At 70.8% G+C, this 17,655-nt stretch carries 12 protein-coding genes and 1 pseudogene; 5 read left to right on the top strand and 8 right to left on the bottom strand.

Features of this window, described 5'->3' with window-relative positions; translation table 11 throughout:
* The first annotated feature begins 56 nt into the window (after window positions 1–56).
* Both RKD23_RS17335 and RKD23_RS17330 read left to right on the top strand, forming a co-directional pair.
* Window positions 57–752 (top strand): NUDIX hydrolase, encoded by a 696-nt coding sequence (locus tag RKD23_RS17335; protein WP_424854479.1) that lies wholly within the window; start codon window positions 57–59, stop codon window positions 750–752.
* A gap of 123 nt (window positions 753–875) precedes the next feature.
* Window positions 876–2,075 (top strand): MarP family serine protease, encoded by a 1,200-nt coding sequence (locus RKD23_RS17330; protein ID WP_424854478.1) that lies wholly within the window; start codon window positions 876–878, stop codon window positions 2,073–2,075.
* 11 nt (window positions 2,076–2,086) lie between these two features.
* Here RKD23_RS17330 and RKD23_RS17325 read toward each other — a convergent pair whose 3' ends face one another.
* The 6 genes and pseudogenes from RKD23_RS17325 to RKD23_RS17300 all read right to left on the bottom strand — a co-directional run bounded on the left by RKD23_RS17325 (window position 2,087) and on the right by RKD23_RS17300 (window position 10,940).
* A complete protein-coding gene (locus RKD23_RS17325) occupies window positions 2,087–2,266 on the bottom strand; it encodes a hypothetical protein (protein WP_404037763.1) in 180 nt (59 codons plus the stop codon).
* A 221-nt stretch (window positions 2,267–2,487) separates the two neighbouring features.
* Window positions 2,488–3,426 (bottom strand): alpha/beta fold hydrolase, encoded by a 939-nt coding sequence (locus RKD23_RS17320; RefSeq protein WP_424854477.1) that lies wholly within the window; start codon window positions 3,424–3,426, stop codon window positions 2,488–2,490.
* Complete coding sequence (locus RKD23_RS17315; RefSeq protein WP_424854476.1) at window positions 3,423–3,911, bottom strand: phage holin family protein; 489 nt, start codon at window positions 3,909–3,911, stop codon at window positions 3,423–3,425. Before RKD23_RS17315 ends, RKD23_RS17320 begins: the two co-directional genes overlap by 4 nt.
* A 65-nt stretch (window positions 3,912–3,976) precedes the next feature.
* Window positions 3,977–5,407: a Na+/H+ antiporter NhaA gene (gene nhaA / locus RKD23_RS17310; RefSeq protein WP_424854475.1), complete on the bottom strand. Its 1,431-nt coding sequence runs from the start codon at window positions 5,405–5,407 to the stop codon at window positions 3,977–3,979.
* 110 nt (window positions 5,408–5,517) lie between these two features.
* On the bottom strand, window positions 5,518–7,515 hold the full coding sequence (gene acs / locus RKD23_RS17305) for an acetate--CoA ligase (protein WP_424854474.1): 1,998 nt from the start codon (window positions 7,513–7,515) through the stop codon (window positions 5,518–5,520).
* A 287-nt stretch (window positions 7,516–7,802) separates the two neighbouring features.
* A pseudogene (locus tag RKD23_RS17300) lies at window positions 7,803–10,940 on the bottom strand (SulP family inorganic anion transporter).
* Window positions 10,941–11,483: 543 nt separating this feature from the next.
* Between RKD23_RS17300 and RKD23_RS17295 the strand changes: the two are divergent.
* Window positions 11,484–12,755, top strand: a complete 1,272-nt coding sequence (locus RKD23_RS17295) for a hypothetical protein (RefSeq protein ID WP_424854473.1) — start codon at window positions 11,484–11,486, stop codon at window positions 12,753–12,755.
* A 24-nt stretch (window positions 12,756–12,779) separates the two neighbouring features.
* On the opposite strand, the gene RKD23_RS17290 is transcribed toward RKD23_RS17295, so the two are convergent.
* Entirely contained in the window at window positions 12,780–13,760 is a 981-nt protein-coding gene (locus RKD23_RS17290) for an ATP-binding protein (RefSeq protein ID WP_424854472.1), read from the bottom strand.
* 101 nt (window positions 13,761–13,861) lie between these two features.
* Between RKD23_RS17290 and RKD23_RS17285 the strand changes: the two genes are divergently transcribed.
* A complete protein-coding gene (locus RKD23_RS17285; RefSeq protein WP_424854471.1) occupies window positions 13,862–14,686 on the top strand; it encodes an oxidoreductase in 825 nt (274 codons plus the stop codon).
* Between the two features lie 406 nt (window positions 14,687–15,092).
* On the opposite strand, the gene RKD23_RS17280 is transcribed toward RKD23_RS17285, so the two are convergent.
* Entirely contained in the window at window positions 15,093–15,926 is an 834-nt protein-coding gene (locus tag RKD23_RS17280; RefSeq protein ID WP_424854470.1) for an HAD family hydrolase, read from the bottom strand.
* A gap of 586 nt (window positions 15,927–16,512) precedes the next feature.
* On the opposite strand from RKD23_RS17280, the gene ssd reads away from it, so the two are divergent.
* Window positions 16,513–17,616 (top strand): septum site-determining protein Ssd, encoded by a 1,104-nt coding sequence (gene ssd / locus RKD23_RS17275; RefSeq protein WP_404037792.1) that lies wholly within the window; start codon window positions 16,513–16,515, stop codon window positions 17,614–17,616.
* The last annotated feature ends 39 nt before the right edge of the window (window positions 17,617–17,655 follow it).

Raw genomic sequence — 17,655 nt, 5'->3', positions numbered from 1 at the left:
GTGTGGGAACGATCACGGCGGGTCCGGGCGTTGGAACGGGTGGAACGGGGGTGGCGATGACACGGGCAAGTCACACGCAGGGCGGTGCGGTCACGCTCAGCAAGGAGGGCCTGCCCGCCTGGCTGGAGCCGGTGGTGCACGCCGCGGAGACGGTGAAGCCGCTCCAGCTGAGCCGCTTCCTGCCGCCGGAGAACGGCTCGGGGCGGCAGTCGGCCGTGCTCATCCTGTTCGGCGAGGGCGCGCGAGGGCCCGAGCTGCTGCTGATGGAGCGGGCGGGCTCGCTGCGCTCGCACGCCGGCCAGCCGTCCTTCCCCGGCGGCGCCCTGGACCCGGAGGACGGCGACCCGGCGACCGACGGCCCGCTGCGGGCGGCCCTGCGCGAGGCCGAGGAGGAGACCGGCCTCGATCCGTCCGGCGTCCAGCTCTTCGGCGTCCTGCCCCGGCTGTACATCCCGGTCAGCAGCTTCGTCGTCACCCCGGTCCTCGGCTGGTGGCGCGAGCCGAGCCCCGTCGGCGTCGTCGATCCGAACGAGACCGCGCGGGTCTTCACCGTCCCCGTGGCGGATCTCACGGATCCGGCCAACCGCGCCACCGCCGTCCACCCCAGCGGCCACAGAGGCCCGGCATTCCTGGTCGAATCGGCCCTCGTCTGGGGGTTCACGGCCGGTGTCATCGACCGCCTGCTGCACTTCTCCGGCTGGGAGCGCCCCTGGGACCGGGACAAGCAGGTCCCGCTCGACTGGCGCGCATGACAGGGTGGCCCACGTGCTGTGTTCTCCGGGAGCCGCGTCCGTATGCCGCCGTGCGGCGGGCCGTGCCCCCGGCCGGCCGGACGACCGGAGTGAGCGGAAGATGACGAGGCGAGGCCTGAAGCGGTGAACGTGCTGGACATCCTGTTGCTGGTCGCGGCCGTGTGGTTCGCGATCGTGGGCTACCGCCAGGGCTTCGTCGTCGGCATCCTGTCGGTGATCGGCTTCCTCGGCGGCGGCCTGATCGCCGTCTACACCCTGCCCGTCCTCTGGGACGCCCTCACCGACAACGCCGAGGTCAGCACGACCGCCGCCGTCGTCGCGGTCGTCGTCGTCATCGTCTGCGCCTCGATCGGCCAGGCCCTGACGACCCACCTCGGCAACAAGCTGCGCCGGTACATCACCTGGTCCCCGGCCCGCGCCCTGGACGCCACCGGCGGCGCCCTCGTCAACGTCGTGGCGATGCTGCTGGTCGCCTGGCTGATCGGCTCGGCCCTCGCGGGCACGACGCTGCCGACCCTCGGCAAGGAGGTCCGGAGCTCCAAGGTGCTGCTCGGGGTCTCCCGTGCACTGCCGGCGCAGGCCGACACCTGGTTCGCGGACTTCTCCTCGGTCCTCGCGCAGAACGGCTTCCCGCAGGTCTTCAGCCCGTTCGCCAACGAGCCGATCACCGACGTACGGCCGCCGGACCCGGCGCTCGCCCGCAGTGCCGTGGCCGTACGCGCACAGCGCTCCATCGTGAAGGTGATGGGCACCGCGCAGAGCTGCGGCAAGGTCCTGGAGGGCACCGGGTTCGTCTTCGACGACCGCCGGGTGATGACCAACGCGCATGTCGTCGGCGGCGTCGACGAGCCGACCGTACAGATCGGCGGCGAGGGCCGCCGCTACGACGCCACCGTCGTCCTGTACGACTGGAAGCGCGACATCGCCGTCCTGGACGTGCCCGATCTCAGCGCGCCCGCCCTGAAGTTCACGTCGACCGACGCCGACAGCGGTGACGACGCGATCGTCGCCGGCTTCCCGGAGAACGGCGCGTACGACGTGCGCGCCGCGCGGGTGCGCGGGCGGATCCCGGCCAACGGGCCGGACATCTACCACCGCGGCACCGTCCGCCGTGATGTCTACTCGCTGTACGCGACCGTCCGCCAGGGCAACTCCGGCGGCCCGCTGCTCACCCCCGAGGGTGAGGTCTACGGCGTGGTCTTCGCGAAGTCCCTGGACGACGCGGACACCGGCTACGCCCTGACGGTGGACGAGATCGCGGAGGACATCACCAAGGGCCGTACGGCGACCCAGCAGGTGGACAGCGACAGCTGCGCGCTGTGAGGCCCCGCAGGTCAGCCGCGGGGGTGGCGCAGGCGGACCGAGACCCAGCGGGCCCGGCGGCGCAGGATGCGCGGAATGCCCACCCGGAGGTCGGAGCCCGGCAGTTGCGGGGCGCCTCCTCGGTGGGAGCTCAGGGAGTTGCCCGAGCGGCGGTTGCGTGCTGCGTCACTGTAGTCGTGCGTCCAGCCCATACCCCGACGTCTGCCCCCGCCCGAAGGTCGATAACCGCGCCCGTGCCCCCCAATTGGCCTATGCGGGCGGCAAGTGGCCGTTCGAGGGACAGGTGTTCCGCTTCCGGATACCGGGCGCAGCGGCGTGGTCACCCAGGCGTCATGAAACGTTGCGTCGGGACCAGCCCGTTCGGGTGACTTGACGCCTCCCGGGGGGCTGTCGGGCCCCGGCCCGGCCCCTTTCAGCGGTCCGGCTCGGGATCCTTCAGCCAGTTGATGAGCTCGGTGGAGAACGCCACCGGGTCCTCCTCGTGCGGGAAGTGCCCGAGCCCGTCGAACAGCCGCCAGCGGTACGGCGCCTCGACGTACTCGCCGGAGCCCGCCGCGCTGCGCGTGCGCAACACCGGGTCCAGCGAGCCGTGCAGATGCAGCGTCGGAACCCGCACGGGCCGCTTCATGCGCCGGTAGAACTGGATGCCGTCCGGCCGGGCCATCGAGCGCACCATCCAGCGGTACGGCTCGATGGAGCAGTGCGCCGTCGAGGGGATGCACATCGCCCTCTGATACGTCTCCACCGCGTCGTCCTCCGGCAGCCGCGGGCCGGACCAGTCCCGGATCAGCCGCCCGACCAGCGCCCCGTCGTCGGCGACGAGCTGCCGTTCGGGGATCCAGGGCCGCTGGAAGCCCCAGATGTAGGAGCTCGCGGTGGTCTGCTTGACGTCGGCGAGCATGGCCGAGCGCCAGCGCCGCGGATGCGGCATGGAGGCCACCGCGAGTCGGCGGATGAGCTTGGGCCGCATCACGGCCGCCGTCCACGCCAGATAGCCGCCGAGGTCGTGGCCGACCAGCGCGGCGTCGGGCTCGCCGAGGGAGCGGATGACGCCGGTGACGTCGAGGGCGAGGTTGGCGGGGTCGTAGCCGCGCGGAGTGCGGTCGCTGCCGCCGACGCCACGCAGGTCCATGGCGACCGCCCGGAACCCGGCGTCGGCGAGCGCGGTCAGCTGGTGCCGCCAGGTCCACCAGAACTGGGGGAAGCCGTGCAGCAGCATCACGAGCGGGCCGTCGCCGAGCTCCGCGATGTGGAAGCGCGCGCCGTTGGCGGCGACCTCGCGGTGCGTCCAGGGCCCGTCGGGTCGTACGACCGAGGCGGACGGGAGCGGGGAAGTGGCGGGGTCCGTCATGACGACGAGCGTGCCACAGCCTCGATGGCCGCGGGCTCCCGATCCTGAGGCAGCTCGGGCCGCGGGTGCGGCTTGGCCTTCTGCAGCACGGCCGCCGACTCCTTCATCGACGCGGCGACCTTCTGCGGGCCCTTGCTCTTGGAGGCCTTCTTCGCGAAGAGCACGCCGATCAGCGCCAGGACGACCGCGACCAGGACGTTCGCCGCGAAGGACAGCAGGAAGCAGATCGCGAGGTTCCAGTGGCTCCAGGTGCGGATGCCGTACGCCAGGGCGAAGTTGAGCATCGGCAGGGAGAACACCAGCACCGCGCCGGCCACCGAGAACGCCCCGCCGCTCATCGCGCCGCGCTTCACGTCCTGCTTCAGCTGCGCCTTGGCCAGCGCGATCTCGTCGTGCACCAGCGCCGACAACTCGGTCGTCGCGGAGGCGAACAACTGGCCGATGCTGCGTTCGGCGCCGACCGGGCTGCCGTCGGGTGCGCTCATCGCGGTCTCCCTCTTGTGATCTGGCTGGGACTGAGTGCCCTGTTTTTTTGTACCGTCCCGTCAGATCATGCCGGACGGTCCTCCTCCTCGCCTGCCCCGCCCATCACTTCGGCACGCCGCGCGGTGGCCTTCTCCTCCGCGATCCTGCGGTGTTCGGCCGCCTTGCGCTCGTGGATCGCGGCCATACGGAGGTGATAGGCCGGGTCGTCCTGCTCGTAGATGTCCGGAATGCCGTCGAGGTCGTCGTCCCGCTCCTCGGCCTCGTACAGGCGCTGGTACTTGCCGTTGCGTATCTTCAGCAGAACGGTGGCCAGGCTCGCCGCGATCAGCGAGCCGACCAGGACGGCGGCCTTGACCTCGCCCGTCAGCGTCGTGTCGTCCTCGAAGGCCAGCTCGCCGATGAGCAGCGAGACGGTGAACCCGATGCCGGCCAGGGTGGCCACCGCGAAGACGTCGGCCCACTGGAGGTCCTCGCTGAGGGACGCCCTGGTGAAGCGGGCGGTCAGCCAGGTGCCGCCGAAGATGCCGAGCGTCTTGCCGACGACCAGCCCGAGCACGACACCCAGGGTCTCCGGCCGGGTGAACACCTCGCCCAGCGCGCCGCCCGACACCGACACACCCGCGCTGAACAGCGCGAACAGCGGTACGGCGATGCCCGCCGACAGCGGTCGTACGAGGTGCTCGATCCGCTCGCCCAGGGAGTGCTCCTCGCCCTCGCGAGGGGTGCAGCGCAGCATCAGGCCCATGGCCACGCCCGCGATGGTCGCGTGGATGCCGCTGTTGTACATCAGGGCCCAGATCACCAGCGCCAGCGGTACGTAGACGTACCAACCGCGTACGCCCTTGCGCAGCAGCAGCCAGAAGACGACGAGGCCGGCGAGCGCGCCGCCGAGCGCCGCGAAGTCGATCGTCTCGGTGAAGAAGACCGCGATGATCAGGATGGCGAACAGGTCGTCGACGACGGCGAGCGTGAGCAGGAAGGCGCGCAGGGCGCTCGGCAGCGAGCTGCCGATGACCGCGAGCACCGCGAGCGCGAACGCGATGTCGGTGGCGGTGGGCACGGCCCAGCCCTTGAGCGAGCCGTCGCCGGCGGCGTTGGTGAGGGCGTAGACCAGCGCGGGCGCCGCCATACCGCACAGCGCGGCCACGACGGGCAGGGCGGCGGCCTTGGGGTCGCGCAGGTCTCCGGCGACGAGCTCGCGCTTGAGCTCGATGCCGGCCACGAAGAAGAAGATCGCGAGGAGTCCGTCGGCGGCCCAGTGCGCGACGGAGAGGTTCAGGCCGAGGGCCCCGGGGCCGAAGTGGCGGTGCGAGACGCTCTCGTAGCTGTCGTGCAGCCCCGGGACGTTCGCCCAGATCAGCGCGGCGATCGCGGCGATCAGCAGCAGCACGCCGCCGACGGTCTCGGTGCGCAGCGCCTCCGCCACATAGCGCCGCTCGGGCAGGGACAGCCGTCCCAGGACCTTGCGGGGGGTGGTGGTGCGGGGCGCGGCCACGGCGGGGACCTCCGGTCGGTGGGCAGGACAGAGCGACTGCCGACCAGACTTCCCGGCGCACCTTTGTTTAGTTTACCTAAGATGCGCCGGGCCGCTCGCTGGAACGGGTGTCAGTCCTCGCTGGGCGCCGCCGGGAGCTTCGCCTGGATGAGGTCCATGACCGTGGAGTCGGTCAGGGTCGTGACGTCTCCGAGCTGCCTGTTCTCCGCGACGTCGCGCAGCAGGCGGCGCATGATCTTGCCGGAGCGGGTCTTCGGCAGCTCGCCCACCGGCAGGATCCGCTTGGGCTTGGCGATCGGGCCGAGGGTGGCGCCGACGTGGTTGCGCAGTTCGTCGACGAGGGAGTCGTCCTCGGACGCCGTACCGCGCAGGATCACGAAGGCGACGATGGCCTGGCCGGTCGTCTCGTCGGCGGCGCCGACGACGGCGGCTTCGGCGACGGAGGGGTGGGAGACGAGGGCGGACTCGACCTCGGTGGTGGAGATGTTGTGGCCGGAGACGAGCATGACGTCGTCGACGCGGCCCAGCAGCCAGATGTCGCCGTCGTCGTCCTTCTTCGCGCCGTCACCGGCGAAGTACTTGCCCTCGAAGCGGGACCAGTAGGTGTCGAGGAAGCGCTGGTCGTCGCCCCAGATGGTGCGCAGCATGGACGGCCACGGCTCGGTCAGCACCAGGTAGCCGCCTCCGCCGTTGGGCACCTCGTTCGCCTCGTCGTCGACGACGGTCGCCGAGATGCCAGGCAGCGGGGTCTGGGCGGAGCCGGGCTTGGTGTCGGTGACGCCGGGCAGCGGGGAGATCATCATCGCGCCGGTCTCGGTCTGCCACCAGGTGTCCACGATCGGGGTGCGGTCGGCGCCGATGTGCTTGCGGTACCAGATCCATGCCTCGGGGTTGATCGGCTCGCCCACCGAGCCGAGCACGCGCAGGCTGCTCAGGTCGAACTTCGCGGGGATGTCGTCGCCCCACTTCATGAACGTGCGGATCGCGGTGGGCGCGGTGTACAGGATGGAGACCTTGTACTTCTGCACGATCTCCCAGAACCGGCCCTGGTGCGGGGTGTCCGGCGTGCCCTCGTACATGACCTGGGTGGCGCCGTTGGCGAGCGGCCCGTAGACGATGTAGGAGTGTCCGGTGACCCAGCCGACGTCGGCGGTGCACCAGTAGACGTCGGTCTCCGGCTTGAGGTCGAAGACGGCGTGGTGGGTGTAGGCGGTCTGGGTGAGGTAGCCGCCGGAGGTGTGCAGGATGCCCTTGGGCTTACCCGTGGTGCCGGAGGTGTAGAGGATGAACAGCGGGTGCTCGGCCTCGAACGCCTCGGGGGTGTGCTCGGCGGACTGGCGGGCGACGATGTCGTCCCACCACACGTCCCGGCCCTCGGTGAAGGCGACGTCCTGGCCGGTGCGGCGCACGACGAGGACATGCTCGACGTTGTCGGTCTTCGTCAGCGCCTCGTCCACGGCCGGCTTGAGCGCGGAGGGCTTGCCGCGCCGGTAGCCGCCGTCGGCGGTGATGACGACCTTGGCGTCGGCGTCCTTGATACGGGTGGCGAGCGCGTCCGCCGAGAACCCGCCGAACACGACGGAGTGGGCTGCGCCGATGCGGGCACAGGCCAGCATCGCGACGGCCGTCTCGGGGATCATCGGCATGTAGACGGCGACCCGGTCGCCCTTGCGGACACCCAGCTCCAGCAGCGCGTTGGCCGCCCTGGACACCTCGTTCTTGAGGTCGGCGTAGGTGAGGGCGCGGCTGTCGCCGGGCTCGCCCTCGAAGTGGATGGCCACCCGGTCGCCGTTGCCGGCCTCCACATGCCGGTCCACGCAGTTGTAGGCGACGTTCAGCTCGCCGTCCTGGAACCACTTCGCGAACGGCGGGTTGGACCAGTCCAGGGTCTCGGTCGGTTCCTTGGCCCAGGTCAGGCGCCGGGCCTGCGCGGCCCAGAAACCGAGCCTGTCAGCCTTGGCCTGCTCGTACGCCTCCGCGGTGACATTGGCATGCGCGGCCAGGTCGGCGGGCGGCGCGAACCTGCGCTCCTCTTTGAGCAGGTTGGCCAGGCTTTCGTTGCTCACGACATCTCCCTTTCCCAGGGTGTCCGTTGTGTCCCAGGCCACAGCTCATCAGACCCGAGGGTCCGCTGACAAGGGTCGACCGAAAATTGGTTTAGACCTGTGAGGGCCGGGTGACCGGGTGCCTACCTCGGCGTCGATCTCGGCGCGGGTTCCGATGCGGGCCCGCTCTTGATCTTGGTCTCGCCCTCGCGCTCGGTCTTGCACTCGGTTCCGCACGTGTGCCGGTCGGTCTCGGAGGTGATCTTGTGGCCGGGCCGTCCGATCGTTCCCACGGACGGCCCGGCCCTCAGGTTCAGGCAGGTGCGCTCATGTAACGGCCCTCACACGCCTCACACCGGGCTGCGCAACTCCTCCGTGCCCGCCACATGGTCGAACAGCTCACCTCCCTCGGCCCCCGTGAGCAGGTAGGCCTGGGCCTCGCCCACGTGGAAGTACACCCCGTGCAGCTCCAGCGCCCCGCGCCGCAGCCCCCGCGCCACCGACTCATGCGCGCGCAGATGCTCCAACTGCTGGACGACGTTGGTCAGGCACAACTGCTCCACCGCGTCGGCCGGCGCTCTCCCTGCCAACCGCGCCCAGGGCCGACTGTCGTCCGCCATGCGCTCCAGGCTCGGCAGGCCGTGCCTCAACCACCGCTTGAGCGGGGTCTGAGCACCTCCCGGCTCGGAGTTGAGCAGCGCCTGCATGGCACCGCACCCCGAGTGCCCGCACACCGTGATGGACCGCACCTTCAGCACGTCCACCGCGTACTCGATCGCGGCCGCCACCGAGTCGTCCCCACTCTCCGCCCCCGGCAGCGGCACGAGGTTGCCCACGTTGCGCACCACGAACAGGTCACCCGGACCACTGGAGGTGATCATCGAGGTGACCACCCGCGAGTCGGCACAGGTCAGGAACAACTGCGCCGGCCGCTGCCCCTCCCGAGCCAACCGCGCCAACTCGTTACGCACCAGGGGAGCGGTGTTGCGCTGGAACGCGGTGATACCGCGAACGAGTTGGTGTTGACCGGGCTTTGGGGGGAGCGAGGTGGTGGCTGGGGTGTGTCCGTGGGTGGGGTGGTGGCTGGGGTGGATGCTGCTGTTCGGGTGCGGGGGGTGGGGGGCTCGGGGGGTGTGGTCGTTGTGCGGGGGGTGGGTGTCCGGGTGGGCGTGCTCCTGGCTCGGGTCGTGGGTGTCCGGGTGGGCGTGCTGCTTGCGCACGTCGTGGGTGGTGGGGCGGACGTGCTGATCGTTGGGGTCATCGGCGGTCGCGCGACCGTGCTGATCACTCGGGTCGGGTGCGGTCGCGCGGGTGTGCCGACTGCTCAGGTCGTGGGTGTCCGGGTTGGCGTGTTCCTGTTTCGGGTTGTGGGCGCCCGGGCGGGCGTGGTCGTCGAGGCTGTCGTCAGGGTCGCGGAGGCCTTGGCGGCCGTGCCGGTCGAGGTCGAGATCGGTGTTGCCGGCAGGGGCGTTCGGGTCGTCCTGCCTGCCCGGACTGTTGCGGTCACCCTGCTCCGCAGGACTGTTGGGGCCGTCCTGTCCGGCAGAGCCACTCCGGCTGTCTCGCACGCCGTCGGCGATGCCCGGCGCGGCACCCTGCACAGGTCCGTCGGTCCGGGGCTGCTGTCCGCTGGGACGGGCGGACAACTGGTCCTGGGCGTGGCCCACCTCGGTATGGGTGTCGGGCGTGATGCCTACGTCCGACACGGGTTCTCCGTCAGCAGCCCCCTCTGCAGGGCTGTCGCACTGGTGGTTGCGCCAGGGCGTCCAGGGGCGGCAGCGGCAGGCGGCGGGATCGGCCGGGGCTTCCCCGTCGCCGGAGCCCTCGGCCTCGCGGGACTCTGCGAGGACGGCGGGTTCGGCGATACGGACTGCGGCACGGCGGCCGGTCAGCTCGACGGTGCCTCCGTGGGCGGTGTGCGAGGTCTGCCAGTCCTGCAGTGACTCGTAGGCCGCGTGGTCCATGAACGAACCGTCCAACTCCACGACGACCTGGGCGCCTTGGGGTACGAGATGCAGGGCACGGCTGAGCCGCGGTACCGCCAGGAACGTCAACTGGCCTCTTACATGTACGTGATGGACTCCTTCCTTCTCGTCGTGCGTGATGCGGGTGCGGGTGAGGCGGTTGAGGGCGACGGTGACGGCCACGGCGACGCCGAGCGCCACGCCCTCCAGGACTCCGAGGAACACCACGCCGGCGGTCGTGACGGCGTACACCGGTGCCTCTCGGTGTCGAGTCACCGTGCGGATGTGGTGCAGGGACACCATCTGGATGCCGACGGCCATCACCAGGGCGGCGAGCGAGGCGAGCGGGATGAGCTCCAGGATCGGGACCATCAGCAGCGCGGCGACTACTACGAGAACGCCGTGCAACACCGTGGAGTTCCGGCTGACGGCACCGGCTTGCACATTCGCCGAACTCCGCACCGCCACCCCCGCGACGGGCAGTCCGCCGAGGGCTCCGGAGACGATGTTGGCCGCGCCCTGCCCGAGCAGTTCACGGTCCAGGTCGGACCGGGCGATACGGGGGGCGTGACCGCCGGAGCGGGCTGCGGGGCGGGGCTTGAAGGCGGCGCTGCGGGGAGGGGAAGCGGCATCGGATGCGGGGCGTCCTTCCGCGTCCGATCCTGTGCGGGCCTCGGAACCGGGATCGGTGCAGGACTCCGTGCCGCTGGTACCACCCCCGCCATGCGTCTCCGCACGGGCGGCCGCGGCCCCCCGCGCCGCAGCCAGCTTGTCCACGGCGACCGCGCCCAGCAGTGACTGCACGCTGCACACCAGCGTGATGGTGAGGACGGCGGCGGCGATGCCGGTCACCGGGCCTTCGGGCATTCCGGCCAGGGCATGACTGCTCCAGGACGGCAGCTCGACCTTGGGCAGGCTGAGGGCGGTGAGCGAGGCTGTCGCGGTGGCGCCGGCGACGGCGATGAGCGGGGCCGGAATCGTGCGCAGCAACAGTCCCGCCCGGCCTGGGATCCGTGGCCACAGGAACAGCAGCGCGAGGGTGAGGGCGCTCATCGTGACGGCGGCGGGATGCACACGAGCCAACTGGGCGGGCAGGCCGGCGAGGTTGGCGAGCACCGAGCTCTGCGGCGTGCCGCCGAGGACGATGTGCAGCTGGGCGACGGCGATGGTGACGCCGATGCCGGCGAGCATGCCGTGGACGATCGCGGGGCTGACGGCGAGCGCCGTGCGGGCCACCCGCAGTCGGCCCAGGAGGAGTTGGGTGAAGCCGGCAAGGACGGTGATGGCGCAGGTGGTGCGCCAGCCGTACTGATGGATGAGGTCGGCGGTGACGACCGTGAGACCGGCGGCCGGCCCGCTGACCTGGAGCGGAGAGCCGCCGACGAGGCCGGCCACCACTCCGCCGACGGCGGCGGCGACGAGGCCCGCCTGGAGCGGGGCGTCGGTGGCCAGGGCGATGCCCAGGGACAGGGGCAGGGCGATCAGGAAGACCGCGATCGAGGCGGACACATCGGCGCCGGCGATACGGAAGCGGCGGCGGTGCGGGTCCGTCGGCGGACTGTGCGGTGGGTGGGCCCGCTGGGCAGGGGCGCCGGAGTCGGCGTGCTTTTCCCTCGGCCCGGAGGCGACAGCCCCCGTGGGCGTGGGGGCCTGTCCCCCTCTGGGCGGGGGCTTTGGCGAGGGTTCGTAGGACTGCGTGTGCGCGGGGACGCTGGCTGACATGTTCCCGTCTCCTCCGGGGCGGCGCGGTCGCGTAACAGGTGGTCCCCGCCGGGCGGCGGGGTCGGGTCGCGGCCGTGGGTCACGGCGTGCAGCGGCGGGATGGATCAACGTTCTGAATCAACGCTCGGTAAACAGATCGTAATGCAGAGTAAAGGCCCAGCATGGATTTTCGACGCAAATGGGCTAATGCATCCCCCTAATGAGTGAAGTGCTCTTTTTATCGGCTTGTCGTACATATTCCTTCTCGGTCCCGTGCGACGTTGGCGGCGCTGTCGGCTCGCCCGGCACATCACCTCGTCGAGGTCGTCACCAGCGTTGCCCCGAGAGAAGGAAGAAGGTGGGCGGATGGCCGCCACCCAGAGGATTGCCGCGGGCGCTGTGGCCGTCGCGGCCTGTGCCGCGTCACTGGCCGGTTGCGCGACCGGCAACGACCATTCCGAGGGCGGGGTTTCCGGGCCGCAGAAGGCGAAGCCGGCCCCGGCGCCCAAGAGCCAGGTCCGCCTCATCGGCGACGGCTCCACCGCGTACACCGGCGCGCAGCCGCATCTGCCGCGGCCCGAACGCCTGAAGCCAGGTCAGAAACCGCCGCAGTTCGTGGTGTTCTCCTGGGACGGCGCGGGCGAGGACAGCCAGCGTCTGTTCTCCCACTTCCGCAAGGTCGCCAAGGACAACAACGCCACGATGACCTACTTCCTCAGCGGCGTGTACCTGCTCCCGGAGGACAAGCGCGACCTCTACAAGCCGCCGCAGCACTCCCCGGGCCGTTCCGACATCGGCTTCAACGACGAGCAGGGCATCGCCGACACCGTCAAACAACTGCGCCTGGCATGGATGGAGGGCAACGAGGTCGGCACCCACTTCAACGGCCACTTCTGCGGCAAGGGCGGCGGTGTGGGCGAGTGGTCGGTCGAGGAGTGGAAGGACGAGATCGCCCAGGCCAAGCAGTTCGTGAGGACCTGGAAGACCAACACGGGCATGTCGAAGGCGGCCCCGCTGCCCTTCGACTACGACAAGGAGCTCATCGGCGCCCGCACCCCCTGCCTGGAGGGCCAGAGCAACTTCCGCAAGGCCGCCCGCGAACTCGGCTTCCGCTACGACACCAGCGGGGTCAACAACCAGCTGTGGCCCGACAAGAAGGAAGGGCTGTGGGACCTGTCCATGCAGCTGGTGCCCTTCCCCGGCCACTCCTTCGAGCAGCTCACCATGGACTACAACTTCATGGTCAACCAGTCCGGCACGACGACCCAGGGCGACCCGGACAAGTACAAGTTCTGGGGCGACCAGATGCGCGACGGCCTGCTCGCCGGCTTCCGGCGGGCCTACGAGGGCAACCGCGCACCCCTGATCATCGGCAACCACTTCGAGTCCTGGAACGGCGGCACCTACATGCGCGCCGTCCAGGAGGTCATCGAGCGGGTGTGCACCAAGTCCGACGTGCGCTGCGTGTCCTTCCGGCAGCTCGCCGACTGGCTGGACGCGCAGGACCCGAAGACGCTCGACAAGCTGCGCGCCCTGGACGTCGGCGAGGCCCCGAAGCAGGGCTGGGCGTCCTACCTGTCGGGCCGCCCGGCTCCGGCCCCGAAGGGCGTACCGGGAGCACCGGCCGTACGGCAGTAGCGGCGGCGCCCGGCAGGGTCGAGGTCACGCGAGCTGTGTGACGCTCTCGCCGAGCATGAAGCCGGGGTCGACCTGCGCCGCCAGGTCGGCCCCGGTGCGCTCGTTGCCCCACGACTGGGCGTTCTTCACGTGGAAGTGGACCATCTGGCGCGTGTAGCGCTCCCAGTCACGTCGCCCGTACGTGGCGTCGGCGGCGGTCTGCAGGGTGCTCAGCGCCTGACGGTTGGTGTCCTCCAGGAGGTCGAACCGGGGCGGCCGGCCCTTCTCCATGGCGCGCACCCAGTCGGAGTGCCCCACGGTGACGAGCAGGTCCTCGCCGACCTCGGCGCGCAGGAAGTCGAGATCGTCGGGGCCCTGCACCTTGTTGCCGACGACCCTCAGCTCGACGCCGAAGTCGCGGGCGTACTCCTTGTACTGGCGATAGACGGAGACCCCCTTCCGGGTCGGCTCGGCGACGAGGAACGTCATGTCGAAGCGGGTGAACATGCCCGAGGCGAAGGAGTCCGAGCCAGCCGTCATGTCGACCACGACGTACTCGTCGGGGCCGTCGACGAGGTGGTTCAGGCACAGCTCCACCGCTCCGGTCTTGGAGTGGTAGCAGGCGACCCCCAGGTCGGCGTCCGTGAAGGGGCCGGTGACCATCAAACGGACGGCGCCCCCGTCGAGTTCCACCGGGCGGGCACAGGCGTCGTAGACGGGGTTGTTCTCGCGCACCCGCAGCAGCCGTGAGCCCTCGCCCGGCGGAGTCGTCTTGATCATCGTCTCGGCGGAGGCGATGCGCGGGTTGCTGCCGCGCAGGTAGTCCTTGATCAGAGGGAGCCGGTCGCCCATCGCGGGCAGGGCGGCGGCCTCGGCCTCGTCGAGGCCCAGCGCGGCGCCCAGGTGCTGGTTGATGTCGGCGTCGACCGCGATGACCGGTGCTCCGGTGGCCGCCAGGTGGCGGATGAACAGGGAGGACAGGGTCGTCTTGCCGCTGCCGCCCTTCCCGACGAAAGCAATTTTCATGTTCAGTAAGCGTAGTGGCGCTGGCGCCTCCGCGGGGGCCCGGACGTGAAGAAGACCACTCCTTCGTGGGGTGCGTGCGCCGGTTGCGTACTGTCGTACCCATGAGTACGACAGGCGCGACCGCAGATCCGCTCGCGGCCCTGGGCGCACTGCCCGGCGTGGCCGACTCCGTCGAATCCGTGCGCAAGGCCGTGGACCGGGTCTACGGCCACCGGGTCATGCGTCGCCGCAGCACCGAGATCACCTCCGAGGCGGCGTTGCGCGGCGCGCGAGGTTCGGCGGCGCTGTCCGGCGCGGACTGGGCTCTGGAGGAGGTGCGCCGGCGCACCGACTTCAGCGGCGACGACGAGGCGCGCGTGATGGGTGGCGCCCTGCGGCTCACCGCCGAGGCGGGGCAGTTGCTGTCCATCTGGCGGCAGTCGCCGCTGCGGGTGCTGGCCAGGCTGCACCTGGTGGCGGCGGCGGACGACGCGGACCGCGCGGGGCGTCCGCGCCTGGCGGGCGAGCCCGTCGACGAGCCGCTCGTGGAGCTGCCGCTGCCGAGCGCCGAAGAGGTCTCCGCTCGTCTGGAGGGGCTGTCCGAGCTGATCGTGGCGGGAAGCGCGGCACCGGCGCTGGTCACGGCGGCCGTGGTGCACGGGGAACTGATGGCGCTGCGCCCCTTCGCCTCGCACAACGGCCTCGTCGCGCGCGCGGCCGAGCGGATCGTGCTGATCGGCAGCGGCCTCGACCCCAAGTCGGTCTGTCCGGCCGAGGTCGGCCACGCCGAGCTGGGCCGCGCGGCCTATCTGGCGGCGCTCGACGGCTATGTGTCCGGCACCGCCGAGGGCATGGCGGCCTGGATCGCCCACTGCGGCAAGGCGGTCGAGCTGGGTGCGCGCGAGTCGACCGCGGTGTGCGAGGCGCTGCAGCGCGGTGCCGCGTAGAGGCTGTGGCGTGAAATAGACCCGCGCGCGGGGCATAAAAAAAGGCCCCTTGAGAGGGGCCCAACAGGGTTGCGGCGGTACGAGTCCTCGTACCGCCGCTGGCATGTTCACCCGGTTACCAAGCGTCCTCGAATGTCGCCCATCAGGTCGGGGACTTTGCTCGACCTGGTGCGGCTGGCCCGTAATCGACGGGTCGACGTCGCGTGGGTGCCGGGTGTCCATGCTCGGTCCGTGGGGCCAAATGCGTATTGAAGGTGATCCTCGCGGATGTCCTTGGTCTCGCGGGCCGTTGACTCCTTTGTACTCCAGGTCACGAGTAAGCGGAAGTCCTGGACGTACTTCTTTACTTTTAGGTTCAAACAGGATGGAAACGGACGCGGTTGGGGGAGCTGCGGGTCGTCCCCGGTCAGGCCGTCGCCGCGCGGCGACGGCTGGCGTACCAGACGAGCCCCGCGGTGGCCGCCGCGGCGCCGATCGCCGCGGCCGCGACGAGCGCCGGACGCGGCGGTACGGAGAAGGCGGGCAGCCGCTGCTTGAGCCGTACGGGCCGGTGGAAGTCCAGAACCGGCCATCCGCGCGCGAGTGCCTCGCGACGCAGCGCGCGGTCGGGGTTGACGGCGTGCGGGTGCCCCACGGCCTCCAGCATGGGCAGGTCGGTCGCCGAGTCGCTGTAGGCGTAGCAGCGTGAAAGGTCGTAGCCCTCGGACTCCGCCAGCTCGCGGATCGCCTCCGCCTTCGTGGGGCCGTAGGCGTAGTACTCCACCTCTCCGGTGAAGCAGCCGTCGTCCCCTACGACCATCCGGGTGGCGACCACGCGGTCCGCGCCCAGCAGCTCGCCGATGGGTTCGACGACCTCCGCTCCGGAGGTGGAGACGATCACCACGTCGCGGCCGGCGATGTGGTGCTCCTCGATGAGGGAGGCGGCCTCGTCGTAGATGATCGGATCGACGATGTCGTGCAGGGTCTCGGCGACGATCTCCTTGACCTGCTGGACGTTCCAGCCGCGCACCATCCTGGAGAGGTACTCGCGGGTCCGTTCCATCTGGTCGTGGTCCATGCCGCCCACGAGGAAGACGAACTGGGCATATGCGGTACGCAAGGCGGCCCGGCGGTTGATCAGACCGCCTTGGTAGAACGACTTGCTGAACGTGAGCGTGCTCGACTTCGCAATGACCGTCTTGTCCAGGTCAAAGAAGGCGGCTGTGCGGGGCATCGAGTGGTTTTCCACGACCCTGAGCATAGGGGCAGCCCATTCGGCGTAAGGTAGGGCGTGTGGGTTTGCCTGAGAAGGCTCTCGGGTACACCATGGAAGTCACGGATCGTTCGCGACCGTGCTAACCCGGTCCGACTCCTCCCCCCCCGAGTCGGCCGTGGGGACGACCCCCGCTCTCCCCCCCGGCGGGGGTCGTCGCATGTCCGGGTGGGTTTTCTCCTTCAGTGCGCGGCCGCAGGGCCGCATCGAGGCGGCTGTGGCCGCCTTTTCGGCATGTCCATGATCCGTTACTGTGGGTAGTTGTCGGACTGCTCTGCGGAACTCGCACAGGAGATGGTGCAGAGGTCACCGGTATGGGTGACGGCGATACTCACAACCCCGGTGTTGTCCACAGTTATTGACCAAGATCCACAAGTTTTCCGGGCTCGCTGCACCGTGATTCCAGCGCGCCCCGATCGCGGCAAGTTCGTGACCCTCTCCCGTTTGTCGGACGCGTTTGGCCGGTTTCTTCCGGCCGCTCATATGGAGGGCCATCCACCGGTTCTTCACACGGATGAGAAACGCGTGGCCGCAGGGGCTGCGCGGGACACGCAGCGAAGGGGGAAGTCACGCCATGACCGATGTCGTCACCCACGATCCACCGTCCGCCGCCGGAGGCCGGCAGAACGGCCCGCTCATCGTCACCGAGGACCCGCATCTGCTGGACGACCTGCTCCGGCTGTGCGCGGCCGCCGGCGCCACGCCCGAGGTCCACCCCTCGGTGCCCGAACGCCGCGGCGGCTGGGAGGCCGCCCCGCTCGTCCTCGTCGGCGACGACGCCGCCCGCCGGGTGCGCGGGGCCGCCCGCAGACGCGGAGTCGTGCTGGTCGGCCGGGACCAGGACGACCCCGGCGTCTGGCGGCGCGCCGTCGAGATCGGCGCCGACCACGTGCTGATGCTCCCCGACGGCGAACAGTGGCTCGTGGACCGCATCGCCGACGTCGCCGAGGGCGTGGGCCGGCCCGCCCTCACCGTCGGTGTGATCGGCGGCCGCGGCGGCGCCGGAGCCTCCACGCTCGCGTGCGCGCTCGCCGTCACCTCCGCGCGCGAAGGCGTACGCACCCTGCTCGTGGACGCCGATCCACTCGGCGGCGGACTCGACGTACTGCTCGGCGGCGAGACCACCGAGGGCCTGCGCTGGCCCGCCTTCGCCGGCTCACGCGGACGGGTCGGCAGCGGCGCCCTGGAGGAGTCGCTGCCCGAACTGCACTCGCTGCGGGTGCTCAGCTGGGACCGGGGCGACCGCGTCGCCGTACCGCCGCAGGCCGTCCGCGCGGTGCTCGCCGCCGCCCGGCGCCGGGGCGGCACGGTCGTCGTCGACCTGCCCCGCCGCTTCGACGAAGGCGTCGCCGAGGCCCTCGCCCAGCTGGATCTGGCCGTGCTGGTGGTGCCCGCCGAACTGCGCGCCCTCGCCGCGGCCGGACGCGTGGCCTCCGCCTTCGGCATGGTCCTGCGGGACCTACGGGTCGCCGTCCGCGGCCCCTACGCCCCCGGACTCGACGCCCGCGAGGTCGCCCGCCTCCTCGGGCTCCCCCTGGTCGGCGAGGTCCCCGTCGAGCCCGCACTCCTGCGCCCTACCGGCGGCAAGACCCCGCCCGGCGCGGGTGGCCGCGGCCCCTTGGCCCGCTTCTGCAAGGAGTTCTGGGAGCGGGCCCTGATCGAGGTGAGGGCGGCATGAGGGCGCATACGGGACCCGGGGAGCCCGTGCTGTTCGGGC

This window comes from Streptomyces sp. SAI-170 (genome assembly GCF_049739565.1).
Classification (GTDB): Bacteria; Actinomycetota; Actinomycetes; order Streptomycetales; family Streptomycetaceae; genus Streptomyces.
Note: the sequence above shows the minus strand (reverse complement) of the source record. Positions and strands in the feature narration are given on the sequence as shown.